Source organism: Citrobacter cronae (assembly GCF_016893685.1).
In the GTDB taxonomy this organism is placed as follows: domain Bacteria; phylum Pseudomonadota; class Gammaproteobacteria; order Enterobacterales; family Enterobacteriaceae; genus Citrobacter; species Citrobacter werkmanii.
Genome location: NZ_CP069763.1, coordinates 1,557,006 through 1,577,451 on the forward strand (window position 1 = coordinate 1,557,006; position 20,446 = coordinate 1,577,451).

A 20,446-nucleotide genomic window follows, 5' to 3' on the forward strand; every position below is an offset into this window, starting at 1 on the left:
TCAACCCCCTGCAATAACCTGAAAAAGCAGGATCTGGTCGCCTTCCTGCACGATTTGCTGTTCCCACTGCTCGCGCGGCAGGATCTGCTGATTGAGCGCCAACGCTGCGCCCGGTTTGAGCTGGTTGAGCTGGATAAGCAGCCCGCTGACGGTTTGCCCTGCGGCGCACTGCATCGGCTCATCATTGAATTGAATTTGCATGCTGCCCTCCGCATACCGGACAGCCGCTGGCGCGACGCAGCGCGAGGCTGCGCCACTGGCTGGTTTTGCCGTCAAACAGACGTAGCTCCCCGCCCGGCGTCTCAATACCGCTAAGTAATTTAATCGCCTCCAGCGCCTGCAAGGTACCCATCACGCCAACCACCGGGCCGAGCACGCCAGCGGTGCGGCAGTTGCGTTCCGGCTCTACATCATCCGGCCACAGGCAGCGGTAACACCCTTGTTCCCACGGCGGCGTGAGCACCATCAACTGACCGCCAAAGCCGACAGCGCTGGCGGTGATGAGTGGGATATTGAGCGCTACGCATGCGGCGTTGATTTCCTGGCGCGTGGCCATGTTATCGGTACAGTCGAGCACTACATCGGCCCGCGCGACCGTATGCCGGAGCGCATCGCCTTTAAGTCGCTGCTGGAGTGATACCAATTCGATATCCGGGTTGAGCCGTGTCAGGCGCTGCCGGGCAACCTGAGATTTTGAACGTGCGATATCATCGGTGGTAAATAGAATCTGGCGCTGCAAATTGCTCAGATGAATGTCGTCGTCGTCTACCAGCGTCAGTTTGCCGATGCCAGCTCCCGCCAGATACAGCGCGGCAGGTGAACCTAACCCGCCTAAACCCACGATCAGCACATGACTCGCGAGCAGCTTTTGCTGGCCTTCAATGGCGATATCGCCGAGCAGGATTTGCCGGCTGTAGCGCATAAAATCGCGGTCATTCATCGCCAACTCCCGCAATATCCAGTAACTGCGCGGTAGCGGCGCGCCAGTCGGCGGCCTGAGTAATAGCGCTGACCACGGCAATACTGCCGACGCCAGTCGCCAGCACCGACGGGGCGCGTTCAAGGCTGATGCCGCCGATCGCGACGGTCGGGTAATCCGCCAGTCGTTCAATATGACTGGCCAACTGCGCCAGCCCCTGCGGGGCGGAAGGCATCTGCTTGGTTTGCGTCGGGAAGACGTGGCCGAGCGCGATATAAGAAGGCTTAGCGGCGAGTGCGACGTTAATCTCCATATCATCGTGAGTGGATACACCCAGGCGTAAGCCCGCCGCCTGAATGGCCTGCAGGTCGGTGGTTTCGAGGTCTTCCTGGCCCAGATGCACGCCGTAGGCGTTGTGCTTAATCGCCAGCCGCCAGTAGTCGTTAATAAACAGGCGGGCATCATAACGACGCCCCAGTGCGATGGCGGCGATAACGTCGGCTTCCACCTCTTCATCGCGTTTCTCTTTGATACGCAACTGAATGGTGCGCACGCCCGCCTCCAGCAGACGTTCAATCCATTCAACGCTGTCTACCACCGGGTAAAGCCCGAGGCGGAACGGTACGGTTGGGAAATCAGGCTGATACATCAGGCTTCCTCCCGTTTGAGATAAATTTCGCCGCCTTTGGCGCGGAAGTTTTCCGACATATCCGCCATCCCCACTTCAATGGTTTGCGCGGCGGCGTAATCACGCACTTCCTGGCTGATTTTCATCGAGCAGAATTTCGGCCCGCACATGGAACAGAAGTGGGCGACCTTGCCGGATTCTTGTGGCAGGGTTTCATCGTGATAAGCGCGGGCGGTGAACGGGTCGAGCGCGAGGTTAAACTGATCTTCCCAGCGGAATTCAAAGCGCGCTTTCGACATGGCGTTATCGCGGATCTGCGCGCCCGGATGTCCTTTGGCTAAATCCGCGGCGTGGGCGGCGATTTTGTAGGTGATCAGCCCCTGCTTCACATCTTCTTTGTTCGGCAGGCCGAGGTGCTCTTTCGGCGTCACGTAACACAGCATCGCACAGCCGAACCAGCCGATCATTGCGGCGCCTATGCCGGAGGTGAAGTGGTCATAGCCCGGCGCGATATCGGTCGTCAATGGCCCTAAGGTGTAGAACGGCGCTTCGTGGCAGCTCTCCAGCTCTTCGGTCATGTTGCGCTGAATCATATGCATCGGCACGTGGCCCGGGCCTTCAATCATCACCTGCACGTCGTATTCCCAGGCGATTTTGGTCAGCTCGCCCAGCGTATGCAGCTCGGAGAACTGCGCTTCGTCGTTGGCGTCCTGGATGGAGCCGGGACGCAGGCCGTCGCCCAGCGACAGGGAAACGTCGTAGGCGGCGCAGATTTCGCAAATCTCGCGGAAATGTTCGAACAGGAAGTTCTCTTTGTGATGGGAGAGACACCATTTCGCCATAATTGAACCGCCGCGCGAGACAATACCGGTCAGGCGTTTGGCGGTCATTGGCACGTAGCGCAGCAGTACGCCCGCATGAATGGTGAAGTAGTCGACGCCTTGTTCGGCCTGCTCCAGCAGCGTGTCGCGGAACGCTTCCCAGGTGAGATCTTCGGCGATCCCGTTGACCTTCTCCAGCGCCTGATAGATCGGCACGGTGCCGATCGGTACCGGGCTGTTACGCAGGATCCACTCGCGGGTTTCATGAATATAGCGGCCGGTGGAGAGGTCCATTACCGTGTCCGCGCCCCAGCGGGTCGACCAGACCAGTTTTTCCACCTCTTCTTCGATGGAGGAGGTGACCGCCGAGTTACCGATGTTGGCATTCACTTTGACCAGGAAGTTGCGGCCAATGATCATCGGCTCCGATTCCGGGTGGTTGATGTTGGCGGGGATAATCGCGCGGCCCGCAGCCACTTCATCACGCACGAATTCCGGGGTGATGTTTTCCGGCAGGCGTGCGCCGAAGCTCATCCCCGGATGCTGGTGGCGCAGCACTTCACTGCGAATGCGCTCGCGGCCCATATTTTCACGGATGGCGATGAACTCCATTTCGGGAGTGACGATCCCCTGGCGGGCGTAATGCAACTGGGTGACGCGCTTGCCTGCTTTGGCGCGTTTCGGCGTCAGCAGGCCGGTAAAACGCAGATCGTCCAGACCATCGTCGGCCAGACGTTCTTTGGTGTAAGCCGAGCTACGGTCGTCTAATTCTTCGCTATCATTGCGTGCGTCAATCCACGGCTGGCGCAGTTTCGCCAGACCCTGCTGGACGTTAATCGCCACCTCAGGATCGCCATACGGGCCGGAGGTGTCATACACCGGTACGGCTTCGTTCGCCTCAAACTGCGGGTTATCTTTACTGCCGCCAATCAGCGTTGGGCTGAGCTGAATTTCGCGCATCGGGATGCGGATATCCGGCTGCGAACCGGTGATATAGATGCGTCTGGACTCAGGAAAGGCGGTACCTTCCAGAGTATCGATAAAGTGTTGGGCCTGGGCGCGCTGTTCGCGGCGTGATGGTTTAGTAGTGGCAGACATAGCTCATTCCAAAAAAGTAAGGACGTGGCTTGTCAGACGACGGATGAAGCAAGAGAGACGATCGCCCAAGGCGATACGGCTGTAGATTGACTCTTGTTCCCTTCGCAGGTTTTAACCTGATCAGGTTCCGCGGATCCCGAATTAACGGTCTCAGCCTTTTCCACGTCATCCTTCGCGCTGCCTCTTTGTTGGCTTCGCCCGCTCACTCCAGTCACTTACTTAGGTAAGCTCCTGGAGATTCACTGACTTGCCGCCTTGACGCATCACGAATGCTTTTGTGGAAAATAAGCACTCCGACAAGAAGTAACCTCTATCTTAGAGGTAATGAATGTAAACTACGCGTTAATGCGGAAAATCTCAAGCCGGGCGTTTGAATTCGCTAAGCGTTTTAAAGGCCAGCATGATGAGCTGATCTTCCAGCCGGAAACGAGCCTCCAGCGCTTCGCCAATATCGGAAAGCGCCTGCTGGAGCTGGTGAACGTTATCCTCATCGATGGCGTTTTCCAGCGTTGAGTCATAGTAATCCATTATCAGTTGGGTATTGGCATCCAGCTGCGGCCAGATTTTGCTGGCGTTTAAAAGCGGACTCTCACCTTCCATTTTATGGATAATGCGTTCATAAATACTGAAGTGACCGGCAGACAGATAGTCGACCAGACGCTGGCAAAAATTATCGAGCGCTTTCTCATTGAGGCGCATAAACGACTCTTTGCCCGGTTTCAGGCCAACCAGATCGTAGTAAGCCACGAGCAGGTGCTTACGAATATTCAGCCAACGGTCGACCAGTTTATGATGCCCATGGACACGCTCTTTCAGGTGTTCTAACTGGTTTAACATACGTTGACCCTCGTATCGATAAGTTTAAAATCTGCTCATGTCAATCTTGTAAAAATAATGTTAATAACATGCCTGTGAAGCAAAGGTAGCGCAAGAGATATGGATCGAATAATTGAAAAATGGGATCGCGGCTGGTGGATTGTGAGCCACGAACAAAAATTATGGTTGCCTGCTGGGGAATTACCCTATGGCGAGGCGATAAATTTCGATCTTGCGGGCCAGCGCGCACTTCAGATAGGTGAGTGGGAAGGCGATCCGGTCTGGTTGGTGCAGCAGCCGCGTCGCCACGACATGGGTTCGGTGCGCCAGGTTATCGACCAGGATGTAGGCCTGTTTCAGTTGGCGGGGCGCGGCGTACAGCTGGCCGAGTTCTACCGCTCGCATAAATTCTGCGGCTACTGCGGGCACACGATGCACCCGAGCAAAACCGAATGGGCGATGCTGTGTAGCCATTGCCGCGAACGCTATTATCCGCAAATCGCTCCCTGCATTATCGTCGCCATTCGCCGCGATGATTCGATCCTCCTTGCCCAGCATGTTCGCCATCGTAACGGTGTGCATACCGTGCTGGCCGGTTTTGTCGAAGTAGGCGAAACCCTGGAGCAGGCCGTGGCGCGCGAAGTCATGGAGGAAAGCGGGATCAAGGTGAAAAATCTGCGCTACGTGACCTCGCAGCCGTGGCCGTTCCCGCAATCGCTGATGACGGCGTTTATGGCAGAGTACGACAGCGGCGACATCGTCATTGACCCGAAAGAGCTACTCAATGCCAACTGGTATCGCTACGACGATTTACCACTCTTACCCCCGCCTGGCACCGTCGCGCGTCGTTTGATCGAAGATACGGTGGCAATGTGTCGGGCCGAGTACGAGTAAAGAACGAGTGGTGATACACTGTGGGACTGACGCAATAAGGAACTGCAAAAAATGACCGAACTGAAGAACGATCGTTATCTGCGTGCGCTGCTGCGCCAGCCCGTTGATGTCACCCCGGTATGGATGATGCGCCAGGCGGGCCGCTATCTACCGGAATATAAAGCCACGCGCGCCGAGGCGGGCGATTTTATGGCGCTGTGCAAAAACGCCGAGCTGGCCTGCGAAGTGACGCTGCAGCCGCTGCGTCGCTACAAGCTCGATGCGGCGATCCTCTTCTCGGATATTTTGACTATTCCGGATGCAATGGGGCTTGGGCTGTACTTTGAGGCCGGGGAAGGCCCGCGCTTCACCTCACCGATTACCAGCAAGGCCGACGTTGAAAAACTGCCGATTCCGGACCCGGAAGGCGAGCTGGGCTACGTGATGAACGCGGTGCGCACCATCCGCCGTGAGCTGAAGGGCGAGGTGCCGCTGATAGGTTTCTCCGGCAGCCCGTGGACGCTGGCGACCTACATGGTGGAAGGCGGCAGCAGTAAAGCCTTCACCGTGATTAAAAAGATGATGTATGCCGACCCTAAAGCGCTGCATCTGCTGCTCGATAAGCTGGCGCAGAGCGTCACGCTGTACCTGAACGCGCAGATTAAAGCGGGCGCGCAATCGGTAATGATTTTTGACACTTGGGGTGGCGTGCTGACCGGGCGCGACTATCAGCAGTTCTCGTTGTACTACATGCATAAAATCGTTGATGGTCTGCTGCGTGAAAACGAAGGCCGTCGCGTACCGGTGACGCTGTTTACCAAAGGCGGCGGTCAGTGGCTGGAAGCGATGGCGGAAACCGGCTGTGATGCGTTAGGTCTCGACTGGACGACAGATATCGCCGATGCGCGTCGTCGCGTTGGCCATAAAGTGGCGCTGCAGGGCAATATGGATCCATCCATGCTGTATGCGCCGCCGGCACGGATCGAAGACGAGGTAGCGACTATACTTGCAGGTTTCGGCCAGGGTGAAGGCCACGTCTTCAACCTCGGTCACGGCATCCATCAGGATGTACCGCCGGAACATGCAGGGGTGTTTGTGGAGGCGGTGCATCGGCTGTCCGAACAATACCACCGCTAAGGAGTCATTATGGATCTCGCGTCGCTACGCGCTCAGCAACTTGAACTGGCCTCTTCAGTGATCCGCGAGGATCGCCTCGACAAGGATCCTCCGGATCTGATCGGGGGAGCGGATGTCGGGTTTGAGCAGGGTGGCGAAGTGACGCGGGCCGCGATGGTTCTGCTGAAGTATCCCTCTCTGGAACTGGTTGAATACACGGTGGCGCGGGTCGCCACCACCATGCCGTATATTCCCGGCTTTCTCTCCTTTCGTGAAACCCCCGCGCTGATGGCCGCCTGGCAACAGCTGTCGCAAAAACCGGATCTGCTGTTCGTCGACGGGCATGGTATTTCCCACCCACGTCGCCTGGGGGTCGCCAGCCATTTTGGTCTGCTGGTAGATGTCCCGACCATTGGCGTGGCGAAAAAACGTCTGTGCGGCAAGTTTGAGCCGCTCTCTGCCGAACCCGGTGCGCTCGCGCCGCTGCTGGATAAAGGCGAACAGCTGGCATGGGTCTGGCGCAGCAAAGCGCGCTGTAATCCGTTGTTTATCTCTACGGGTCACCGCGTGGGTATGGACAACGCGCTGGCGTGGGTGCAGTGCTGTATGAACGGTTATCGTTTGCCGGAACCGACCCGCTGGGCGGATGCGGTGGCATCAGAACGTCCGTCTTTTACGCGGCTTGCAGCAAAAACGCCCCATATCGGGTAAACTGCGGCTAATTTCTGTATTTGAGAACTCATCATGTTACAAAACCCGATTCACCTGCGTCTGGAGAAGCTGGAAAGCTGGCAGCACGTCACGTTTATGGCCTGCCTCTGTGAGCGCATGTACCCAAACTACGCCATGTTCTGCAAGCAAACTGAATTTGGCGATGGGCAGATTTATCGCCGAATTTTAGATTTAATTTGGGAAACGCTGACGGTAAAAGACGCGAAAATCAATTTCGACAGCCAGTTGGAAAAGTTTGAAGAGGCCATTCCTTCTGCGGATGATTACGATCTGTACGGCGTTTATCCGGCGATTGATGCCTGCGTGGCATTAAGCGAACTGATGCATTCTCGTCTTAGCGGTGAAACGCTGGAGCATGCGATTGAGGTCAGCAAGGCATCGATTACGACGGTTGCGATGCTGGAAATGACCCAGGCTGGTCGCGAAATGACCGATGAAGAGCTGAAAGAGAACCCTGCCGTTGAGCAAGAATGGGATATTCAGTGGGAAATTTTCCGACTTTTAGCCGACTGTGAAGAACGCGATATTGAGCTGATAAAAGGGCTTCGTGCAGACCTGCGCGAGGCTGGTGAGAGCAATATTGGTATAAATTTTCAGCAATGACACCATAAAACGTGATTTAACGCCTGATTTGTCGTGCCTGAAGGCTTCCCATCCGCCCCCGGTCTGGTCTACATTTGGGGGGCGAAAAAAAGTGGCTATCGGTGCGTGTATGCAGGAGAGTGCTTTTCTGGCATTTCCGTCGCACTCGATGCTTAGCAAGCGATAAACACATTGTAAGGATAACTTATGAACAAGACTCAACTGATTGATGTAATTGCAGACAAAGCAGAACTGTCTAAAACACAGGCTAAAGCTGCTCTGGAATCCACTCTGGCTGCTATTACTGAGTCTCTGAAAGAAGGCGATGCTGTACAACTGGTTGGTTTCGGTACCTTCAAAGTGAACCACCGTGCTGAGCGCACTGGCCGCAACCCGCAGACCGGTAAAGAAATCAAAATCGCCGCAGCTAACGTACCGGCATTTGTTTCTGGTAAAGCACTGAAAGACGCGGTTAAGTAATTCGCGTGGCAGTGAACAGTTTTATCGAAGGGGCGGTTTCGCCCCTTTTGTCCATCTGGCGTCATTCGCTTTGGCTTTCAGGTGTTCTGTTACTGTCAGCCTGTGGTAGCCATTCTGAGCTTCCTCCCTTCACGGCCAGCGGCTATGTTGGCGATCAGGGGGCGGTACGCATCTGGCGTAAAGATTCCAGCGACGATGTTCACTTGCTCTCGGTATTTAGTCCGTGGCGTAAAGGCGATACCACCACCAGTGAATACCGCTGGCAGGGTGATTCGCTCTCTCTGATAGAACTCAACGTATACAGTAAACCGTCGGAACATGTTCGGATACGCTTCGATGACCGGGGCGAACTGAGTTTCATGCAGCGTGAAGTCGACGGGCAAAAACAACAGCTTTCCAGCGATCAAATCGCGCTTTACCGCTATCGCGCCGATCAAATCCGCCAGACCAGCGATGCGCTGCGTCAGGGACGGGTGATATTGCGTCAGGGACGCTGGCATGCGAATAACACGGTGACGACCTGTGAAGGTGAAACGCTAAAGCCCGATCTGGAATCGTGGGCGATAAACCATATTGAGCGCCGCCAGCGCCATGCATCCGTAGAGGTGAGCGTGGCATGGCTGGAAGCGCCCGAAGGATCGCAACTACTGCTGGTCGCCAATGAAGATTTTTGTCACTGGCAGCCGAAAGAGAAAACATTTTAACGCCGGATGGCGACGCACATGCGTCTTATCCATCCGTAGTCCGATTAGCGTAGCGCGATCAGGCATTAAGTCCTTTACCAGTGTCCCATTCCCATATGACCGCCACCGCGATAGTTACCGCCGCATCCGCCGTAGCCCATTCCGGCACCACGTGGCACACCTGCCTGCGCCAGCGCGACATCACGCTTAACGCGCTGCTCATCCAGAGACTGATTCAGAGCCTCCATTTCTTTTGCCACGGCATTAATTTTTGCCGTGTCTGGCGAACTGGCTGTTAACAAGGCGTTGTACTCATAACGTTTGGAGACCAACTGTTGGCGTAACGCGCTGGTCTGGGAGTAGTAATCATCATAAATTTTCTGCGCGGTAGCCTGCTGCTCGGTGGTCATTGGTATGCCGCCCCGTTGCTGCATACCATCCCCATATCCCCAATGATGTTGCGCCAGCGCGGGGGTGGAGCCCAGAGCGATAAGAGAGAGTGCAATCAGCGCCAGTTTGTTGTTCCGTTTCATTGTTCGTTCTCCTGTTGGTTAGCTTATATTCCCTTTTGCATCTTCTGTGCCAAAGCGGCAATCCAGGCTTTGCGGAGGTTGTTCTCGCCGTCTCGGTAGGAAAGCGAGTAAAAATGACTCGCCAGAATTCGCCTGTGGGTCATTTTTACCCGCTACTTTGTGTCTGAGGGCAGGGTTCTCAGGAAGAAAAAATGGCATGATTTCTGCTGTATACCGGCAACGAAGAAAGGAAACGGTGGGTAAAGGGAGAACGTATGCGTCTTTATAAGGACACGGTGGCAAAGTGGTTGAGCAGACTCTTGCTGGCGGCAATCCTGATGTTGGTCGGCTGGTTTTCGATTATGACCATACGGGACTATGGTCGGGAAAGTGATGCCGCCAGACAAACGCTCCTGGAAAAAGGCAGTGTGTTGATTCGCGCCCTGGAGTCCGGCACCCGTGTGGGCATGGGGATGCGCATGCATCATGCCCAGCAGCAGACGCTGCTGGAGGAAATGGCCGTACAACCGGGTGTATTATGGTTTGCCGTCGTCGATGAGCATGGCGTCATTATTACTCACAGCAATTCGGCGATGGTGGGTAAATCACTTTATTCGCCCGATGTCCTGCAGCAGCTACACCCCGGGGAACAAGAACGCTGGCGGAAAATTGAGATTCCAATGGGTGAGGGGGAAACAACGCCGGCTCTGGAAATTTATCGCCAGTTCCAGCCGATGTATGGGCCCGGACGCCATGGCATGGCGCGTTGCGCCAGCAATGACGGGCAGCTTATCACCCCAACGCAGACCATTTTTATCGCTTTCGATGCCAGCGACCTGGCCGCGACTCAGGCCAGAGAGTGGCGAAATACGCTGATTGTTTTGTCTGCGCTGGCGGCAGTGCTGCTGGCAACCGTGCTGACGTACTTCTGGTATCAGCGCTATCAGCGCTCGTATAAAGAACTACAGGATGCGATGAAGCGCAAAGAAAAACTGATGGCGCTCGGGCATCTGGCGGCAGGCGTTGCACATGAGATTCGTAACCCACTTTCATCCATCAAAGGTTTAGCAAAATATTTTGCCGAACGAACACCGGCAGGCGGTGAGTCTCACGAGCTGGCGCAGGTGATGGCGAAAGAGGCGGACCGTTTAAATCGGGTGGTGAGCGAACTGCTGGAACTGGTGAAACCCGCGCATCTGACGCTACAACACGTGGATCTCAACCAGGTCATCACTCATTCACTCCACCTGGTGAGTCAGGATGCGGCAAGCCGGGACATCCAGCTACGATTTGCGGCCAATGCCACGCTGCCTGCCATTGAGGCCGATCCCGATCGGCTCACCCAGGTTCTGCTGAATCTTTATCTGAACGCCATTCATGCAATAGTCCGTCAGGGCACGATTACGGTTGAAGCGAGTGTAAGCAGCGGCGATCGCGTTAAAATCGTGGTGACCGATAGCGGGAAGGGGATTGCGCCGGAACAGCTGGAGGCCATTTTTACGCCTTACTACACGACCAAAGCTGATGGTACTGGTCTGGGACTGGCGGTAGTGCAGAACATTATCGAACAGCACGGCGGCACTATCCAGGTGGCAAGTATTGAGGGCAAAGGTACGGTCTTTACTCTCTGGCTCCCGACGAAAGCGAAACGACAGGATTAACAAGGATGACGCGCGGAAAAATCGATATTCTGGTAGTGGATGACGATATCAGCCACTGCACTATTTTACAGGCGCTGCTGCGTGGCTGGGGTTATGACGTCGCACTGGCTTATAGCGGGCGAGCGGCGCTGGAACAGGTGCGTGAACGCGTATTTGATCTGGTGCTGTGTGATGTTCGCATGGCGGAGATGGACGGTATCGCAACGCTAAAAGAGATTAAAGCCCTGAATCCAGCCATTCCGGTACTGATTATGACGGCTTTCTCCAGCGTGGAGACCGCCGTAGAGGCGCTGAAAACCGGGGCGCTGGACTACTTAATCAAACCGCTGGATTTTGACCGTTTGCAGGAAACACTGGAAAAAGCGCTGGCGCATACGCGGGATACGAGCGCTGAAGTGTTGTCAGCGTCGGCTGCGCAGTTTGGCATGATTGGCAGAAGTCCGGCGATGCAGCAGTTGCTCAATGAAATTGCGATGGTAGCGCCCTCGGACGCCACGGTGCTTATCCACGGAGATTCCGGGACAGGGAAAGAGCTGGTTGCCCGCGCGCTACACGCCAGCAGCGCGCGCAGTGATAAGCCGCTGGTGACGCTGAACTGCGCGGCGCTGAATGAGTCGCTGCTGGAGTCCGAACTTTTTGGCCACGAGAAAGGGGCGTTTACCGGGGCGGATAAACGGCGGGAAGGGCGCTTTGTGGAAGCGGACGGCGGCACGTTATTTCTTGATGAAATTGGCGATATCTCACCGCTGATGCAGGTGCGTCTGCTGCGGGCTATCCAGGAGCGAGAGGTGCAACGGGTTGGCAGTAACCAGACAATTGATGTTGATGTCCGGCTGATCGCCGCCACGCACCGCAATCTGGCCGAGGAGGTCAGTGCCGGACGTTTTCGCCAGGATCTCTACTACCGTCTGAACGTGGTCACCATAGAAATGCCCGCATTATGTCAACGTCGGGAAGATATCCCGCTGCTGGCCGAACATTTTCTCCAGCGTTTTGCCGCGCGTAACCGCAAAGCGGTGAAAGGCTTTACGCCGCAGGCGATGGATCTGCTTATCCATTACGACTGGCCGGGGAATATCCGCGAGCTGGAGAACGCGGTGGAGCGGGCGGTGGTGCTGCTGACGGGCGAGTATATTACCGAGCGCGAGCTGCCGCTGGCTATTGCCGCGACGCTAATAAAAACGGAATACAGTGGCGAGATCCAGCCGCTGGTGGAAGTGGAGAAAGAGGTCATTCTGGCGGCGCTGGAAAAAACGGGCGGCAACAAAACGGAAGCCGCCCGTCAGTTAGGCATTACGCGTAAAACGCTGCTGGCGAAAATTTCGCGTTAGCGCTGTTCGCGTTCGATGGCGCGCCAGCCGATGTCGTTACGGCTGAAGCTACCGTCCCAGCGGATGTCGGTCATCAGGGCGTAAGCGCGTTTCTGCGCTTCGGCGACGGTGTGGCCCAGCGCGGTGGCGCACAGTACACGGCCGCCGCTGGTCAACACGCGGTCGTCATCGCCGAGTTTGGTGCCCGCGTGGAAAACCTTACCGTCAGCCACTTCTTCCAGCGGCAGACCGTGGATCTCGTCGCCGGTGCTGTAGCTGCCCGGATAACCGCCCGCGGCGATCACCACGCCTAATGAAGCGCGTTCGTCCCACTCGGAGGTTTTCTCATCCAGCTTGCCGTCGCAGGCGGCCAGGCACAGATCCACCAGATCCGACTTCATGCGCAGCATGATCGGCTGGGTTTCCGGATCGCCAAAGCGACAGTTGAATTCGATTACCTTCGGGTTGCCCTGCTTGTCGATCATCAGGCCCGCATACAGGAAGCCGGTGTAGGTATTCCCTTCCGCCGCCATGCCTTTCACGGTTGGCCAGATGATGCGTTCCATGGTGCGCTGGTGCACTTCATCAGTGACTACCGGCGCCGGGGAGTAAGCCCCCATCCCGCCGGTGTTCGGGCCGGTATCGCCGTTGCCCACGCGTTTGTGGTCCTGGCTGGTGGCCATCGGCAGCACGTGTTCGCCGTCGACCATCACGATAAAGCTCGCTTCTTCACCGTCTAGGAACTCTTCAATCACGATGCGGTGGCCTGCATCGCCAAAGGCGTTACCCGCCAGCATGTCCTGCACGGCGGCTTCCGCTTCTTCAAGCGTCATCGCGACGATAACGCCTTTACCGGCGGCCAGACCGTCGGCTTTGATGACGATCGGTGCGCCTTTCTCGCGCAGGTAAGCCAGCGCTGGCTCAACCTCGGTAAAGTTCTGATACTCCGCCGTCGGAATCTGATGACGGGCGAGGAAATCTTTGGTGAAGGCTTTGGAGCCTTCCAACTGTGCGGCGCCTTCGGTTGGGCCAAAGATCTTCAGACCTGCGGCGCGAAACGCATCGACCACGCCAATCACCAGCGGCGCTTCCGGGCCAACGATGGTCAGGTCAATCTTCTCGTTCTGGGCAAAGCTCAGTAGCGCCGGGATATCGGTTACGCCGATAGCCACGTTTTGCAGCGCGGGTTCCAGCGCGGTGCCCGCGTTGCCCGGTGCGACAAAAACGGTATCAACCAGCGGCGACTGCGCCGCTTTCCACGCCAGCGCGTGCTCGCGCCCGCCGTTGCCAATCACTAATACTTTCATCGTCTGCTCCGTGGATTAATGGCGGAAGTGGCGCATGTCGGTAAAGATCATCGCGATACCGTGTTCATCGGCAGCGGCAATGACTTCATCATCACGGATAGAACCGCCAGGCTGGATCACACAGCTCACGCCCACGGCGGCAGCGGCATCAATACCGTCACGGAACGGGAAGAAGGCGTCGGAGGCCATCGCGGAGCCTTTCACTTCCAGACCTTCGTCAGCCGCTTTAATCCCGGCGATTTTCGCGGAGTAGACACGGCTCATCTGGCCTGCGCCTATGCCGATGGTCATGTTCTCTTTGGCATACACAATAGCGTTGGACTTCACAAACTTGGCTACCTTCCAGCAGAACAGCGCGTCACGCAGCTCTTGCTCGGTCGGCTGGCGTTTAGACACCACGCGCAGTTCGCCTTCGCCTACCATACCCAGGTCGCGGTCCTGAACCAGCAGGCCGCCGTTAACGCGTTTGAAGTCCAGACCCGGCACACGCTGTGCCCACTGGCCGCAGGTCAGGACGCGAACGTTCTGTTTAGCGGCAGTGATCTTCAGCGCTTCTTCGGTCGCGGACGGGGCGATGATCACTTCCACGAACTGGCGGGAGATAATCGCCTGCGCGGTTTCGGCATCCAGCTCGCGGTTGAAGGCGATGATGCCGCCGAACGCGGAGGTTGGGTCGGTTTTGTACGCACGGTCGTAAGCGTCGAGAATAGTGGAGCTCACCGCCACGCCACACGGGTTGGCATGCTTGACGATCACGCAGGCTGGCTCGTTGAACTCTTTCACGCATTCCAGCGCCGCATCGGTATCAGCGATATTGTTATAAGAGAGCGCTTTGCCCTGCACCTGCTGTGCGGTGGCAACGGACGCTTCTTTCACATTCTCTTCTATATAGAAGGCTGCCTGCTGGTGGCTGTTCTCGCCGTAGCGCATATCCTGTTTCTTAATGAAGTTCAGGTTCAGCGTACGCGGGAAGCGACCGGCGGCTTCTTTGCTTTCACTGTGGTAGGCCGGAACCATGCTGCCGAAGTAGTTGGCAATCATGCTGTCGTAGGCGGCGGTGTGTTCGAAGGCTTTAATCGCCAGATCGAAACGGGTGTCGAGGGTCAGAGAACCTTCATTAGCATCCATCTCTTTAATAATGGCGTCGTAGTCACTGCTCTTCACCACGATGGCGACGTCTTTATGGTTCTTCGCGGCGGAGCGCACCATGGTCGGGCCGCCGATATCAATGTTCTCTACCGCATCTTCCAGCGAGCAGCCTTCACGGGCTACGGTTTCGGCGAAGGGGTACAGGTTAACGACCACCATATCGATAGGGGCGATGTGATGCTGTTCCATGATCGCATCGTCCTGGCCGCGACGGCCGAGGATGCCGCCGTGTACTTTTGGATGCAGGGTCTTCACGCGTCCATCCATCATTTCCGGGAAACCGGTGTAATCGGAAACTTCGGTCACTGCCAGGCCTTTTTCTGCTAACAGGCGGGCGGTGCCCCCCGTAGACAGCAGCTCCACACCGCGTGCGGAAAGTGCCTGAGCGAATTCGATGATACCGGCCTTGTCAGAAACACTGAGCAGAGCGCGGCGGACTGGACGACGTTGTTGCATGGTAAATCCCCTGGATTTGACTATTACAGAGAGCGTTAGGTGAATTCTTGGCTAAAAACTCAGCTAACGCCCCTCACGGGGCATCCTTGTTGTGCGGTGGCATTGTAACGAAAACGTTTGCGCAACGCTCGCGAATTTTTCTCTTTCCTTTAATTCGACTATTTCAGCTGTATAGATGAGGGATGAATCGAAGTGATGATCGCAATAGAATCTTATTTCTGTGGATAACTCTGTGTGTAAATGGGTATAAGGTAGGGTTCTGCTGTGGAATGCAGCAGTCAGTCATTTTTCTGTCATTTAGGGGTTGCGGGCTGAAGGAAACTCCCTATAATGCGCCTCCATCGACACGGCGGATGTGAATCACTTCACACAAACAGCCCGGTCGGTTGAAGAGAAAAACCTGAAAATGAGGGTTGACTCTGAAAGAGGAAAGCGTAATATACGCCACCTCGCGACAGAGCGCTAAAGCGCGTCGCAACTGCTCTTTAACAATTTATCAGACAATCTGTGTGGGCACTCGAGGATACGGATTCTTAACGTCGCAAGACGAAAAATGAATACCAAGTCTCTGAGTGAACACGTAATTCATTACGAAGTTTAATTCACGAGCATCAAACTTAAATTGAAGAGTTTGATCATGGCTCAGATTGAACGCTGGCGGCAGGCCTAACACATGCAAGTCGAACGGTAGCACAGAGAGCTTGCTCTCGGGTGACGAGTGGCGGACGGGTGAGTAATGTCTGGGAAACTGCCCGATGGAGGGGGATAACTACTGGAAACGGTAGCTAATACCGCATAATGTCGCAAGACCAAAGAGGGGGACCTTCGGGCCTCTTGCCATCGGATGTGCCCAGATGGGATTAGCTAGTAGGTGGGGTAACGGCTCACCTAGGCGACGATCCCTAGCTGGTCTGAGAGGATGACCAGCCACACTGGAACTGAGACACGGTCCAGACTCCTACGGGAGGCAGCAGTGGGGAATATTGCACAATGGGCGCAAGCCTGATGCAGCCATGCCGCGTGTATGAAGAAGGCCTTCGGGTTGTAAAGTACTTTCAGCGAGGAGGAAGGCATTAAGGTTAATAACCTTAGTGATTGACGTTACTCGCAGAAGAAGCACCGGCTAACTCCGTGCCAGCAGCCGCGGTAATACGGAGGGTGCAAGCGTTAATCGGAATTACTGGGCGTAAAGCGCACGCAGGCGGTCTGTCAAGTCGGATGTGAAATCCCCGGGCTCAACCTGGGAACTGCATCCGAAACTGGCAGGCTAGAGTCTTGTAGAGGGGGGTAGAATTCCAGGTGTAGCGGTGAAATGCGTAGAGATCTGGAGGAATACCGGTGGCGAAGGCGGCCCCCTGGACAAAGACTGACGCTCAGGTGCGAAAGCGTGGGGAGCAAACAGGATTAGATACCCTGGTAGTCCACGCCGTAAACGATGTCGACTTGGAGGTTGTGCCCTTGAGGCGTGGCTTCCGGAGCTAACGCGTTAAGTCGACCGCCTGGGGAGTACGGCCGCAAGGTTAAAACTCAAATGAATTGACGGGGGCCCGCACAAGCGGTGGAGCATGTGGTTTAATTCGATGCAACGCGAAGAACCTTACCTACTCTTGACATCCAGAGAACTTAGCAGAGATGCTTTGGTGCCTTCGGGAACTCTGAGACAGGTGCTGCATGGCTGTCGTCAGCTCGTGTTGTGAAATGTTGGGTTAAGTCCCGCAACGAGCGCAACCCTTATCCTTTGTTGCCAGCGGTCCGGCCGGGAACTCAAAGGAGACTGCCAGTGATAAACTGGAGGAAGGTGGGGATGACGTCAAGTCATCATGGCCCTTACGAGTAGGGCTACACACGTGCTACAATGGCATATACAAAGAGAAGCGACCTCGCGAGAGCAAGCGGACCTCATAAAGTATGTCGTAGTCCGGATTGGAGTCTGCAACTCGACTCCATGAAGTCGGAATCGCTAGTAATCGTGGATCAGAATGCCACGGTGAATACGTTCCCGGGCCTTGTACACACCGCCCGTCACACCATGGGAGTGGGTTGCAAAAGAAGTAGGTAGCTTAACCTTCGGGAGGGCGCTTACCACTTTGTGATTCATGACTGGGGTGAAGTCGTAACAAGGTAACCGTAGGGGAACCTGCGGTTGGATCACCTCCTTACCTTAAAGAACCGACCTTTGTAGTGCTCACACAGATTGTCTGATGAATGATGAACTTCTGAATGTACTTTCGAGTGCATTAAGAAGTTTTGCTCTTTAAAAATCTGGATCAAGCTGAAAATTGAAACGACACACTGTGTCTGTTCTCCGTAATAAGAACAGATAAAAGGTGTGTTCGAGTCTCTCAAATTTTCGCAATCAGAAGTGAAACATCTTCGGGTTGTGAGGTTAAGCGACTAAGCGTACACGGTGGATGCCCTGGCAGTCAGAGGCGATGAAGGACGTGCTAATCTGCGATAAGCGCCGGTAAGGTGATATGAACCGTTATAACCGGCGATTTCCGAATGGGGAAACCCAGTGTGATTCGTCACACTATCGTTAACTGAATACATAGGTTAACGAAGCGAACCGGGGGAACTGAAACATCTAAGTACCCCGAGGAAAAGAAATCAACCGAGATTCCCCCAGTAGCGGCGAGCGAACGGGGAGCAGCCCAGAGTCTGAATCAGCATGTGTGTTAGTGGAACGGTCTGGAAAGTCCGACGGTACAGGGTGATAGTCCCGTACACAAAAATGCACAGGTTGTGAACTCGAAGAGTAGGGCGGGACACGTGGTATCCTGTCTGAATATGGGGGGACCATCCTCCAAGGCTAAATACTCCTGACTGACCGATAGTGAACCAGTACCGTGAGGGAAAGGCGAAAAGAACCCCGGCGAGGGGAGTGAAAAAGAACCTGAAACCGTGTACGTACAAGCAGTGGGAGCACCTTCGGGTGTGACTGCGTACCTTTTGTATAATGGGTCAGCGACTTATATTCTGTAGCAAGGTTAACCGTATAGGGGAGCCGAAGGGAAACCGAGTCTTAACTGGGCGTTAAGTTGCAGGGTATAGACCCGAAACCCGGTGATCTAGCCATGGGCAGGTTGAAGGTTGGGTAACACTAACTGGAGGACCGAACCGACTAATGTTGAAAAATTAGCGGATGACTTGTGGCTGGGGGTGAAAGGCCAATCAAACCGGGAGATAGCTGGTTCTCCCCGAAAGCTATTTAGGTAGCGCCTCGTGAATTCATCTTCGGGGTAGAGCACTGTTTCGGCTAGGGGGTCATCCCGACTTACCAACCCGATGCAAACTGCGAATACCGAAGAATGTTATCACGGGAGACACACGGCGGGTGCTAACGTCCGTCGTGAAGAGGGAAACAACCCAGACCGCCAGCTAAGGTCCCAAAGTCATGGTTAAGTGGGAAACGATGTGGGAAGGCACAGACAGCCAGGATGTTGGCTTAGAAGCAGCCATCATTTAAAGAAAGCGTAATAGCTCACTGGTCGAGTCGGCCTGCGCGGAAGATGTAACGGGGCTAAACCATGCACCGAAGCTGCGGCAGCGACACTATGTGTTGTTGGGTAGGGGAGCGTTCTGTAAGCCGTTGAAGGTGGCCTGTGAGGGTTGCTGGAGGTATCAGAAGTGCGAATGCTGACATAAGTAACGATAATGCGGGTGAAAAACCCGCACGCCGGAAGACCAAGGGTTCCTGTCCAACGTTAATCGGGGCAGGGTGAGTCGACCCCTAAGGCGAGGCCGAAAGGCGTAGTCGATGGGAAACAGGTTAATATTCCTGTACTTGGTGTTACTGCGAAGGGGGGACGGAGAAGGCTATGTTGGCCGGGCGACGGTTGTCCCGGTTTAAGCGTGTAGGCGGAGGTTCCAGGTAAATCCGGTACCTTTTAACACTGAGGTGTGATGACGAGGCACTACGGTGCTGAAGTGACAAATGCCCTGCTTCCAGGAAAAGCCTCTAAGCATCAGGTAACATCAAATCGTACCCCAAACCGACACAGGTGGTCAGGTAGAGAATACCAAGGCGCTTGAGAGAACTCGGGTGAAGGAACTAGGCAAAATGGTGCCGTAACTTCGGGAGAAGGCACGCTGATAGGTAGGTGAAGTGATTTACTCATGGAGCTGAAATCAGTCGAAGATACCAGCTGGCTGCAACTGTTTATTAAAAACACAGCACTGTGCAAACACGAAAGTGGACGTATACGGTGTGACGCCTGCCCGGTGCCGGAAGGTTAATTGATGGGGTTATCCGTAAGGAGAAGCTCTTGATCGAAGCCCCGGTAAACGGCGGCCGTAACTATAACGGTCCTAAGGTAGCGAAATTCCTTGTCGGGTAAGTTCCGACCTGCACGAATGGCGTAATGATGGCCAGGCTGTCTCCACCCGAGACTCAGTGAAATTGAACTCGCTGTGAAGATGCAGTGTACCCGCGGCAAGACGGAAAGACCCCGTGAACCTTTACTATAGCTTGACACTGAACACTGGTCCTTGATGTGTAGGATAGGTGGGAGGCTTTGAAGTGTGGACGCCAGTCTGCATGGAGCCATCCTTGAAATACCACCCTTTAATGGCTGGTGTTCTAACGTGGGCCCGTAATCCGGGTTGCGGACAGTGTCTGGTGGGTAGTTTGACTGGGGCGGTCTCCTCCCAAAGAGTAACGGAGGAGCACGAAGGTTAGCTAATCCTGGTCGGACATCAGGAGGTTAGTGCAAAGGCATAAGCTAGCTTGACTGCGAGAGTGACGGCTCGAGCAGGTGCGAAAGCAGGTCTTAGTGATCCGGTGGTTCTGAATGGAAGGGCCATCGCTCAACGGATAAAAGGTACTCCGGGGATAACAGGCTGATACCGCCCAAGAGTTCATATCGACGGCGGTGTTTGGCACCTCGATGTCGGCTCATCACATCCTGGGGCTGAAGTAGGTCCCAAGGGTATGGCTGTTCGCCATTTAAAGTGGTACGCGAGCTGGGTTTAGAACGTCGTGAGACAGTTCGGTCCCTATCTGCCGTGGGCGCTGGAGAATTGAGGGGGGCTGCTCCTAGTACGAGAGGACCGGAGTGGACGCATCACTGGTGTTCGGGTTGTCATGCCAATGGCACTGCCCGGTAGCTAAATGCGGAAGAGATAAGTGCTGAAAGCATCTAAGCACGAAACTTGCCCCGAGATGAGTTCTCCCTGAGACTTTGAGTCTCCTGAAGGAACGTTGAAGACGACGACGTTGATAGGTCGGGTGTGTAAGTGTAGCGATACATTGAGCTAACCGATACTAATGAACCGTGAGGCTTAACCTTACAACGCCGAAGGTG

16 protein-coding genes and 2 rRNA genes are annotated in these 20,446 nt (G+C 55.2%); 10 read left to right on the forward strand and 8 right to left on the reverse strand.

Features of this window, described 5'->3' with window-relative positions; all coding sequences use genetic code 11:
- From thiS to JSN25_RS06680, 5 genes are all read right to left on the reverse strand, one after another.
- A complete protein-coding gene (thiS, locus tag JSN25_RS06660; protein WP_001166833.1) occupies window positions 1–201 on the reverse strand; it encodes a sulfur carrier protein ThiS in 201 nt (66 codons plus the stop codon).
- Window positions 182–940: a HesA/MoeB/ThiF family protein gene (locus tag JSN25_RS06665; protein ID WP_064546548.1), complete on the reverse strand. Its 759-nt coding sequence runs from the start codon at window positions 938–940 to the stop codon at window positions 182–184. The genes thiS and JSN25_RS06665 overlap by 20 nt, the downstream gene beginning before the upstream one ends.
- On the reverse strand, window positions 933–1,568 hold the full coding sequence (thiE, locus tag JSN25_RS06670) for a thiamine phosphate synthase (protein ID WP_085049791.1): 636 nt from the start codon (window positions 1,566–1,568) through the stop codon (window positions 933–935). Before thiE ends, JSN25_RS06665 begins: the two co-directional genes overlap by 8 nt.
- The gene (thiC, locus tag JSN25_RS06675; RefSeq protein WP_038636137.1) at window positions 1,568–3,466 is read right to left on the reverse strand and encodes a phosphomethylpyrimidine synthase ThiC; all 1,899 of its coding nucleotides are present in this window, start codon (window positions 3,464–3,466) and stop codon (window positions 1,568–1,570) included. The genes thiE and thiC overlap by 1 nt, the downstream gene beginning before the upstream one ends.
- A gap of 357 nt (window positions 3,467–3,823) precedes the next feature.
- The gene (locus tag JSN25_RS06680; RefSeq protein ID WP_032940921.1) at window positions 3,824–4,303 is read right to left on the reverse strand and encodes an Rsd/AlgQ family anti-sigma factor; all 480 of its coding nucleotides are present in this window, start codon (window positions 4,301–4,303) and stop codon (window positions 3,824–3,826) included.
- Between the two features lie 99 nt (window positions 4,304–4,402).
- Here JSN25_RS06680 and nudC point away from each other — a divergent pair, with 99 nt between their 5' ends.
- From nudC to JSN25_RS06710, 6 genes are all read left to right on the forward strand, one after another.
- On the forward strand, window positions 4,403–5,176 hold the full coding sequence (gene nudC / locus JSN25_RS06685; protein WP_038636141.1) for an NAD(+) diphosphatase: 774 nt from the start codon (window positions 4,403–4,405) through the stop codon (window positions 5,174–5,176).
- 51 nt (window positions 5,177–5,227) lie between these two features.
- The gene (hemE, locus tag JSN25_RS06690; protein ID WP_042314226.1) at window positions 5,228–6,292 is read left to right on the forward strand and encodes a uroporphyrinogen decarboxylase; all 1,065 of its coding nucleotides are present in this window, start codon (window positions 5,228–5,230) and stop codon (window positions 6,290–6,292) included.
- A 9-nt stretch (window positions 6,293–6,301) separates the two neighbouring features.
- The gene (nfi, locus tag JSN25_RS06695; RefSeq protein ID WP_087856987.1) at window positions 6,302–6,982 is read left to right on the forward strand and encodes a deoxyribonuclease V; all 681 of its coding nucleotides are present in this window, start codon (window positions 6,302–6,304) and stop codon (window positions 6,980–6,982) included.
- A 33-nt stretch (window positions 6,983–7,015) separates the two neighbouring features.
- A complete protein-coding gene (locus JSN25_RS06700; protein ID WP_042314221.1) occupies window positions 7,016–7,606 on the forward strand; it encodes a YjaG family protein in 591 nt (196 codons plus the stop codon).
- A 186-nt stretch (window positions 7,607–7,792) separates the two neighbouring features.
- Window positions 7,793–8,065: a nucleoid-associated protein HU-alpha gene (gene hupA, locus JSN25_RS06705; RefSeq protein WP_001044509.1), complete on the forward strand. Its 273-nt coding sequence runs from the start codon at window positions 7,793–7,795 to the stop codon at window positions 8,063–8,065.
- 11 nt (window positions 8,066–8,076) lie between these two features.
- On the forward strand, window positions 8,077–8,769 hold the full coding sequence (locus tag JSN25_RS06710) for a DUF1481 domain-containing protein (RefSeq protein WP_204525714.1): 693 nt from the start codon (window positions 8,077–8,079) through the stop codon (window positions 8,767–8,769).
- A 74-nt stretch (window positions 8,770–8,843) separates the two neighbouring features.
- Here the strand turns inward: JSN25_RS06710 and zraP are convergent, their stop codons facing one another.
- Complete coding sequence (gene zraP / locus JSN25_RS06715; RefSeq protein ID WP_087856988.1) at window positions 8,844–9,281, reverse strand: zinc resistance sensor/chaperone ZraP; 438 nt, start codon at window positions 9,279–9,281, stop codon at window positions 8,844–8,846.
- Between the two features lie 254 nt (window positions 9,282–9,535).
- On the opposite strand from zraP, the gene zraS reads away from it, so the two are divergent.
- Both zraS and zraR read left to right on the forward strand, forming a co-directional pair.
- Window positions 9,536–10,921, forward strand: a complete 1,386-nt coding sequence (gene zraS, locus JSN25_RS06720; RefSeq protein ID WP_204525548.1) for a two-component system sensor histidine kinase ZraS — start codon at window positions 9,536–9,538, stop codon at window positions 10,919–10,921.
- A 5-nt stretch (window positions 10,922–10,926) separates the two neighbouring features.
- Window positions 10,927–12,252, forward strand: coding sequence for a sigma-54-dependent response regulator transcription factor ZraR (gene zraR / locus JSN25_RS06725; RefSeq protein ID WP_204525549.1), 1,326 nt, complete (start codon window positions 10,927–10,929; stop codon window positions 12,250–12,252).
- On the opposite strand, the gene purD is transcribed toward zraR, so the two are convergent.
- Window positions 12,249–13,538 (reverse strand): phosphoribosylamine--glycine ligase, encoded by a 1,290-nt coding sequence (purD, locus tag JSN25_RS06730; protein WP_204525550.1) that lies wholly within the window; start codon window positions 13,536–13,538, stop codon window positions 12,249–12,251. The genes zraR and purD overlap by 4 nt on opposite strands.
- 15 nt (window positions 13,539–13,553) lie before the next feature.
- Window positions 13,554–15,143, reverse strand: coding sequence for a bifunctional phosphoribosylaminoimidazolecarboxamide formyltransferase/IMP cyclohydrolase (gene purH, locus JSN25_RS06735; protein ID WP_204525551.1), 1,590 nt, complete (start codon window positions 15,141–15,143; stop codon window positions 13,554–13,556).
- Window positions 15,144–15,762: 619 nt separating this feature from the next.
- Between purH and JSN25_RS06740 the strand changes: the two genes are divergently transcribed.
- Window positions 15,763–17,302: ribosomal RNA gene (locus JSN25_RS06740) — 16S ribosomal RNA — on the forward strand.
- Window positions 17,303–17,527: 225 nt separating this feature from the next.
- Window positions 17,528–20,431: ribosomal RNA gene (locus JSN25_RS06745) — 23S ribosomal RNA — on the forward strand.
- The 16S and 23S rRNA genes sit together here, the layout of an rRNA operon.
- Window positions 20,432–20,446: the final 15 nt, after the last annotated feature.

What these genes read in the sequence shown, in the direction of transcription:
- thiS (WP_001166833.1), bottom strand. Translation starts at nt 201, where the DNA reads ATGCAAATTCAATTCAATGATGAGCCGATGCAGTGCGCCGCAGGGCAA.
- JSN25_RS06700 (WP_042314221.1), top strand. Translation starts at nt 7,016, where the DNA reads ATGTTACAAAACCCGATTCACCTGCGTCTGGAGAAGCTGGAAAGCTGG.
- zraR (WP_204525549.1), top strand. Translation starts at nt 10,927, where the DNA reads ATGACGCGCGGAAAAATCGATATTCTGGTAGTGGATGACGATATCAGC.
- JSN25_RS06680 (WP_032940921.1), bottom strand. Translation starts at nt 4,303, where the DNA reads ATGTTAAACCAGTTAGAACACCTGAAAGAGCGTGTCCATGGGCATCAT.
- nfi (WP_087856987.1), top strand. Translation starts at nt 6,302, where the DNA reads ATGGATCTCGCGTCGCTACGCGCTCAGCAACTTGAACTGGCCTCTTCA.
- purD (WP_204525550.1), bottom strand. Translation starts at nt 13,538, where the DNA reads ATGAAAGTATTAGTGATTGGCAACGGCGGGCGCGAGCACGCGCTGGCG.
- hemE (WP_042314226.1), top strand. Translation starts at nt 5,228, where the DNA reads ATGACCGAACTGAAGAACGATCGTTATCTGCGTGCGCTGCTGCGCCAG.
- thiE (WP_085049791.1), bottom strand. Translation starts at nt 1,568, where the DNA reads ATGTATCAGCCTGATTTCCCAACCGTACCGTTCCGCCTCGGGCTTTAC.
- nudC (WP_038636141.1), top strand. Translation starts at nt 4,403, where the DNA reads ATGGATCGAATAATTGAAAAATGGGATCGCGGCTGGTGGATTGTGAGC.
- JSN25_RS06665 (WP_064546548.1), bottom strand. Translation starts at nt 940, where the DNA reads ATGAATGACCGCGATTTTATGCGCTACAGCCGGCAAATCCTGCTCGGC.
- zraP (WP_087856988.1), bottom strand. Translation starts at nt 9,281, where the DNA reads ATGAAACGGAACAACAAACTGGCGCTGATTGCACTCTCTCTTATCGCT.
- thiC (WP_038636137.1), bottom strand. Translation starts at nt 3,466, where the DNA reads ATGTCTGCCACTACTAAACCATCACGCCGCGAACAGCGCGCCCAGGCC.
- purH (WP_204525551.1), bottom strand. Translation starts at nt 15,143, where the DNA reads ATGCAACAACGTCGTCCAGTCCGCCGCGCTCTGCTCAGTGTTTCTGAC.
- hupA (WP_001044509.1), top strand. Translation starts at nt 7,793, where the DNA reads ATGAACAAGACTCAACTGATTGATGTAATTGCAGACAAAGCAGAACTG.
- zraS (WP_204525548.1), top strand. Translation starts at nt 9,536, where the DNA reads ATGCGTCTTTATAAGGACACGGTGGCAAAGTGGTTGAGCAGACTCTTG.